General features: G+C 73.8%; 7 protein-coding genes. 2 read left to right on the plus strand and 5 right to left on the minus strand.

Annotated elements, in window-relative coordinates; genetic code table 11:
* The 3 genes from M0P34_RS12800 to M0P34_RS12810 form a co-directional block, all read right to left on the minus strand.
* On the minus strand, positions 1-863 hold an 863-nt coding region (locus M0P34_RS12800; protein ID WP_291499751.1), incomplete at its 3' end, for a glycosyltransferase N-terminal domain-containing protein.
* Between the two features lie 2 nt (positions 864-865).
* Complete coding sequence (locus tag M0P34_RS12805) at positions 866-1,783, minus strand: D-alanine--D-alanine ligase (RefSeq protein ID WP_291499753.1); 918 nt, start codon at positions 1,781-1,783, stop codon at positions 866-868.
* A complete protein-coding gene (locus tag M0P34_RS12810) occupies positions 1,740-2,426 on the minus strand; it encodes a phosphohydrolase (protein WP_291499755.1) in 687 nt (228 codons plus the stop codon). Before M0P34_RS12810 ends, M0P34_RS12805 begins: the two co-directional genes overlap by 44 nt.
* 200 nt (positions 2,427-2,626) lie before the next feature.
* Between M0P34_RS12810 and hypD the strand changes: the two genes are divergently transcribed.
* The gene (gene hypD / locus M0P34_RS12815) at positions 2,627-3,718 is read left to right on the plus strand and encodes a hydrogenase formation protein HypD (RefSeq protein ID WP_291499756.1); all 1,092 of its coding nucleotides are present in this window, start codon (positions 2,627-2,629) and stop codon (positions 3,716-3,718) included.
* A gap of 3 nt (positions 3,719-3,721) precedes the next feature.
* Positions 3,722-4,729 (plus strand): hydrogenase expression/formation protein HypE, encoded by a 1,008-nt coding sequence (hypE, locus tag M0P34_RS12820; protein WP_291499757.1) that lies wholly within the window; start codon positions 3,722-3,724, stop codon positions 4,727-4,729.
* A gap of 439 nt (positions 4,730-5,168) precedes the next feature.
* Here the strand turns inward: hypE and M0P34_RS12825 are convergent, their stop codons facing one another.
* On the minus strand, positions 5,169-5,606 hold the full coding sequence (locus M0P34_RS12825; RefSeq protein ID WP_291499759.1) for a pyridoxamine 5'-phosphate oxidase family protein: 438 nt from the start codon (positions 5,604-5,606) through the stop codon (positions 5,169-5,171).
* Positions 5,603-6,211, minus strand: coding sequence for a helix-turn-helix domain-containing protein (locus M0P34_RS12830; RefSeq protein ID WP_291499761.1), 609 nt, complete (start codon positions 6,209-6,211; stop codon positions 5,603-5,605). The genes M0P34_RS12825 and M0P34_RS12830 overlap by 4 nt, the downstream gene beginning before the upstream one ends.
* Between the last annotated feature and the right edge of the window lie 325 nt (positions 6,212-6,536).

Below are 6,536 nucleotides of genomic sequence, written 5' to 3' on the forward strand. Positions count from 1 at the left end.
CAAAAGTCGAGCCTGTGCATGTGCCGGGGAAAGACGGCCAGCCCGGCCTGCGGCCGGGCGGCGCGGATGTCGCGCAGGGCGGCCAGCACGTCCCGCTCCTCCTGGCGGCGCACCGAGGCCATCACGGCCCAGGGTCTGCCGTCGCCCATGACGGCCGCCACGGGCCCGGAGCCGGGGGCGGCGCCGTCCTCGGGCGCCGGGGTCGCGAAGCGGTCGAACTTGATGTTGTTCATGCGTTCCACGCGCGCGGCCCCGAAGAGCAGGGAGAAGCGCAGGGCCGCCTCGTCGGACACGGCCAGCACGCGCTGGGGCGCGAGCTCGCGCAGCAGGCGCCCGGCGCACAGGTAGCCCGCGAGGCTGCGGGCGTTCATGCGCGCGTTGGCCAGCACCACGGGCACGTCGAACTCCCGGGCCGCGGCCAGCAGCCCGGGCCAGATTTCCGTTTCCAGCAGCACCAGCACCCGGGGGCTGGCCTGTTCCATGGCCCGGGCCATGAGCGAGGGCTGGTCGAAGGGGCAGTAGGCCGGGATGAGGGTGACCCCGGGGTGCCGCCCGGCGACCTCGGCGGCGGCGCGCTCCAGCACCTCGCGGCCCTGGCGGGTGTTGGTGGTGGCCAGGATGCGCAGGGGGCGCTCCTCGGCCAGGGCCGCAGGCAGGGCCAGGGCCAGCTCGCGCACGAGGTAGGCCTCGCCGCCGGAGGCGGCCTGCATCCACACGTCCACGAAGCCGTCGGGCCCGGGGCGGAGCAGGCGCTCGGAGAAGCCCTCGCGCAGGCGCGGGGCCAGCCACAGGGCCGGGATGGCCAGGGGCCAGAGCAGGTCGTAGAGCCCGAGCAGGGCCTTGCAGGTGCCGTTGGGCGCCATGCCTATGCCTCCCCCCGGGCGCGGGCCAGCCCGAGTTCCATCAGCCGCGCGATGAGGGCGTCGAAGTCCAGGCCCACGGCGGCGGCCTCCTGGGGCAGCAGGCTGGTGGGCGTCATGCCCGGCAGGGTGTTGACCTCCAGCAGCAGGGGCTGCCCGTCGCGCACCAGGAAATCGGCCCGGCTGTAGCCCGCAAGGCCCAGGGCGCGGTGGGCCGCCAGGGTGATGGCCTGGACCCGCGCGGTCAGCTCCGGGGCCACGGGCGCGGGGCAGATCTCCTCGCAGCGTCCGGCCTCGTATTTGCTGGCGTAATCGAAGAACGGGGCGTCGCCCGCCGGGCGGATGGCCACCAGGGGCAGGGCCTCGTCGCCCAGGATGCCGCAGGTCAGCTCCTGGCCGGGCAGGTAGGGCTCCAGCAGCGCCTCGGCGCCCGTGGCGAAGATGGCCCCCAGGGCGCAGGCCAGCTCGTCCCGGTCGCGGGCCAGGGTGGAGCATACGCTGGAGCCGCCTGCGTTGGGCTTGGCGAACAGCGGGTAGGGCAGCCGGGGCGCGAAGGCGGGGCCGGGGTCGCGGGGCAGGAATTCCCAGTCCGGCGTGGGCAGGCCCCGGTCGCGGAAGATGACCTTGGAGGCGTTCTTGTTCAGCGCCAGGTAGGAGCCCGCCGGGCCCGAGCCCTGGTAGGGGCAGCCCGCCACGTCGAGCATGGCCTGGAGCAGGCCGTCCTCGCCGGGGGCGCCGTGCAGGTTGATGAAGGCGAAGTCGGCCCGGCGGGCGGCGTCGAACAGGCTGCCCAGGCCGTGGGCGGGGTCCAGGTCGGCCACCTCGTGGCCCAGGTTGACCAGGGCGCGGCGGATGCCCCGGGCGCCCGACAGGGAAACCTCACGTTCGGACGACCAGCCGCCCGCTATCAAAAGGACACGCATGGAGCTTGACCTCCAGGAGTTCGCTCAAGGTGTGTTCGACGGCCCGTCCCTGGCGGAAGGCCGCCTCGATGCGTTCGCGGGCCGTCTCGTTCTTGCCGTAGCGTTCGAAGAGGTCCGTATAGCGTGCGCCCAGGGAAACCACGGCGTCGTGGCGCACGCGCTTGTCGGCGTACTGCACGGCCAGGGGCAGGAAGTAGCGCGCGGGGTCCACGGGGTAGGGCCACCAGACGTGGTGCATGACGCCCTGGGCCAGGGCCGGGTTGCCCGTGCAGTCGAGCACCCAGGCCGCCCCGAGCTGGGCGTGGTTGCCGCCGTGCTGCACGCAGTAGAATTTTGCCAGGTCGTGCAGCAGGCCCGAGGCGCGCACCGCCCGGGCCCAGCCCGGCGCCACGACGCCCAGCGCCTCGGCGCGCTCGCCCAGGGCGCCCGCGATGGCGCCCACCAGGGCGCTGTGGGCGCGGATGTGCCCGGGCATGGCGCAGCGGTCCCAGTGGGCGAGGCATTCCTCGTCCGTGGGCACGGGGAACTCCGTGGGGTCCGGGGGCAGGGCGGGGGCGAGCAGGGCCGGATCGTCCGCGGCCCTGGACCCGGGGGTTCCGGGGGCGGGGCCATCGGGAATGGCGTGCGGGGTGTGGCGGGTCATTGTGCGTCGCGCGGTCCGGGCTTGAGGGGCACGCCGGGCGCGCCGTGCGTCCGGTGCCCAGGGTTCTATCAGCGTCATCGCGAAAAAGAAAGGGGGGCGCCCTTGAGATCATGGCGGCTTCGTAGTATGGCCGGGCGTCGGGGCGGCGCCCCGGCGCGCAGGCCGCCTGCGCCCAACCTGCAACCGGACTGGGAGCGCATGTGAGCATCTTCGACCAATTCAGCGATCCTGAACTGTGCAAGTCCGTGCTGGACGCCATCCACAGCGAACTGGAAGGCGAACTGCGCTTTATGGAAGTCTGCGGAACGCATACCGTGGCGATCTTTCGCAGCGGGCTGCGGTCCCTGCTGCCCCCCGGGGTCATGCATCTCTCCGGCCCGGGCTGCCCCGTGTGCGTGACCCACGAGAGCGAAGTGGGCATGTACATGGACCTGGCCGGCCGCGACGGGGTCATCGTGGCGACCTTCGGCGACCTGGTGCGCGTTCCCGGCCCGGGGGGCACCTGCCTGAAGGACGCAATGGCCCAGGGCGCGCGCGTGGCCGTGGTCTACTCGCCCATGGACGCCCTGGCCCTGGCCCGCGAAAACCCCGGCGACACGGTGGTCTTCCTGGGCATCGGCTTCGAGACCACGGCTCCCGCCGTGGCCGCCACCCTCCAGGCCGCCCGTGCCGCGGGGGTGGGCAACTTCCGGGTCCTGTCCTTCCACAAGCTGGTGCCCCCGGCGCTGCACGCGCTGCTGGGCGACCCCGAGCTGAACCTCGACGCCCTGGTCATGCCCGGCCACGTCTCGACGATCATCGGCCTGGAGCCCTACCGCTTCATCGCCGACGAGTTCCGCCTGCCCGCCGCCATCACGGGTTTCGATCCGCTGGACATCCTGCAATCGCTGCTGGACATCGTGCGCCAGCGCAACGAGGGCCGGGCGGAGGTGGTCAACCTCTACCGCCGCGCCGTGCAGGACCTGGGCAACCCCAAGGCCGTGGCCGTGATGGATTCCGTGTTCGCCCCCGCCGACGCCCTGTGGCGCGGCATCGGCATGATTCCGGGCTCCGGGCTGGCCCTGCGGCCCGGATACGAGGCCTTCGACGCCCAGAAGGCCCTGGGGCTGACCCTGCCCGAGGCCAAGCCCATTCCCGGCTGCCGCTGCGGCGACGTGTTGCGCGGCAAGCTGACCCCCGACCGCTGCCCGCTGTTCGCCAAGGCCTGCACCCCCGCCAAGCCCGTGGGCCCGTGCATGGTCTCCACCGAAGGCTCCTGCGCGGCCTACTTCAAGTACCAGATGGAGATATAGGCAATGGACGCCAAGCATGTCCTCCTCGATTACGGCAGCGGCGGCAAGGCCTCCCAGCGGCTCATCGGCGAGCTTTTCCTGCGCCACTTCGACAACCCCGTGCTGGCGCGCATGGACGACGCGGCCTTCCTGGACATCCAGGGCCCCCTGGCCATGAGCACCGACTCCTTCGTGGTCGACCCGGTGTTCTTCCCGGGCGGGAACATCGGCTCCCTGGCCGTGCACGGCACGGTGAACGACGTGGCCATGCTCGGCGCGCGGCCCCGGTTCCTGTCCTGCGCGTTCATCCTGGAGGAGGGCTTCGAGCTGGAGAAGCTCGAACGCATCGTGGAGGCCATGGGCGCGGCCGCGCGCGACGCCGGGGTCTGCATCGTCACCGGCGACACCAAGGTCGTGCCCCGGGGCATGGCCGACAAGATATTCATCAACACCACCGGCGTGGGCACCATGCTCGTGGCCGAGCACCCCAGCGGGCACCGCGCGGCGCCCGGCGACGCGGTGCTCGTGTCGGGCAGCATGGGCGACCACGGGCTGGCCATCCTGGCCCAGCGCGAGGGCCTGGCCTTCGAGACGCCCGTGCTCTCGGACAGCGCGGCCCTCAACGCCATGACCGAGCGCCTGCTGCTGGAGGTGGGCGATATCCACGTTCTGCGCGACCCCACGCGCGGCGGGCTGGCCACCACCCTGAACGAGATCGCCGGGCAGTCCGAAGTGGGCATCGCGCTGGACGAGGCGGCCATTCCCGTGAGCCAGGCCGTGCGCTCGGGCTGTTCCTTCCTCGGGCTGGACCCGCTCTACCTGGCCAACGAGGGCAAGCTCATCTGCATCCTGCCCGAGGCCAAGGCCGAGGCCGCGCTGGAGGTCATGCGCGCCGACCCCCGGGGAGCCGGGGCGCGGCGCGTGGGCGTCGTGGAGGCCGCCAATCCCGGCAAGGTCGTGCTGCGCACGGGCCTGGGCGGCAAGCGTCTGCTGAACATGCTCGAGGGCGAGCAGCTGCCGCGCATCTGCTAGCCCGTCCCGGTGCCTCCGGAAGGTTCCGCCGGGGCGCGTTGCGTCGTGGCGGGGCAGGGCCTCGGCTGGCGGGCGCGGCGCCAGGATTGCGCCGGGGCCGTGGCCGGGAGGCGCGCCGTCCGCTTCGTGCGGCCGGGCCGGGGAGCTGGAGTTGCCCGCCTGCGGGCGCGGGCCGATGGCCGGGGGCGTATGGCGCCCGGGCGTCGGCCCGCGTTGCTTTGCCTGGGGGCGCGTTGCCCTGCGCGGCCGGTTGGGCGCGGCCCCCGGGCGGACATTGCCGGGGGCGCGAAGGGAAAGGGCGGGCGGCGCGCGGCCGTCGGTCCGCGCCGCGTTGCCGGGGAGGGCGCAGCCCCGCGCGGCAGCCCGGGCTCCGCGCCGGGGGCGCCGGGCGCCGCAAGCCCGGCGGGCCGGGCGCTGCCCCGTGGCTGGAGGGGCGCGGCTACTTGAGCATGGCCCCCAGGTGCACCGGGGTCACGCCCTGTACGGTGAACTCGCGTACGAAGCGCACACTCCGGCCAACCAGCCCGGCACCGGCCAGGCGCAGGGTCCGCTCGGCGGCCGTGGCCGCCCGGCGGCGCCCGGCGCGGACCTTGATCCGCAGGGCCGGGCCGGGCGGCAGGGCGCCGCGCAGCACCCGCCGCAGCCAGGACCCTTCGCCGCCCACGGCCAGGATGGCCAGCTCCTGCGCGCGTTCGAGCCCTCCGGGCAGCACCGCCGCATCGTCCTCGAAATAGAAACCCCGGCCCTCGGCGGTGAGCACCACCGAGCCGATGGGCGTGACCCGGGGCTCGCCGTCCTCGTCCACCGTGGCCAGGGCGCGGAAGCGCGCGGCGGCCACGGTGCGTTTCACCTCGGTCCAGGTCATCTCGCCGTTCATGAGCCCTCCTTGCCCCGGCGGGCGGCCGGGGTCGCGCAGAGTTCCTTCCACAGCACGTCGAGCATCGCCGCGCGTTGCGCCGGGCCCAGGGGCGGGGCCAGGGCCTCGGCCCCGGCGAGCATGGCGCAGCCCATGCGCGCCAGCAGGGCCGCCCGGGCCGGGTCGCCCGTGGTTTCGCGCAGCAGGGTCTCCAGGTGTTCCTGGCGCCGGGCGTCCACGCGGCACTGGTAGGCTCCGGCCTCGGGGTCGCGCATGGCCCAGGCGCGAATGGCCGCTTCGGGGCCGCCGGGGGCGGGCAGCAGGGCGTCGAGGCGCCGCCGCCCCCCACGGGCGCGGCCCGGGGGCGGGACCGCCGCCTCGGCCCAATGTTCCAGCAGGGAGCGCAGGAAGGCGTCCCGCCCGGAAAAGTGGTGGTAGAACGAGCCCTTGGTCGTGCCCATGCGTGCGCACAGGGCCTCGATGGTCAGGGCGTCGATGCCGCCCTCGGCCAGCAGTTCCAGGCCCTGGCGGAGCAGGTCCTCCCGGGATCGGCGCGGCGCGGCGCCGCCCTGGGGTGCCCTTCCCGCACGGAGGCCCTGGGGCGCAATGGTCCTGACGTGTCGCATGGGTCTTGCCTTGCCCTTGCCGCTTTTGGCTTTTAATACAATACGGTATGGTATTGTCTAGCCCGAACCCGGAGGTCTGTCAACGGACGACTGAAAAAGGAAGGGAAAAGCGTCGTTAAATTGTGGAAATGGGACAAGCGGACGCCTGGACGACGGGCCGGGGCGCCGGGGAGCCCTGGCAGGGGGGCGCAGCGCAAGGGGCGGGGCTGTGGGAGGGGCGCGAAGGAGCGCCGGGTGCGCCGGAGCCGTGTGCGGCCGGGCGCCCTGGCTCTGCCGTGCCCCCTGCCCGGGTGGCGGCGGCCCCCCCCCCCGGCCTGGGGGGCGG

Origin of the sequence: Desulfocurvus sp. (genome assembly GCF_023230885.1) — a bacterium.
Classification (GTDB): domain Bacteria; phylum Desulfobacterota; class Desulfovibrionia; order Desulfovibrionales; family Desulfovibrionaceae; genus Desulfocurvus.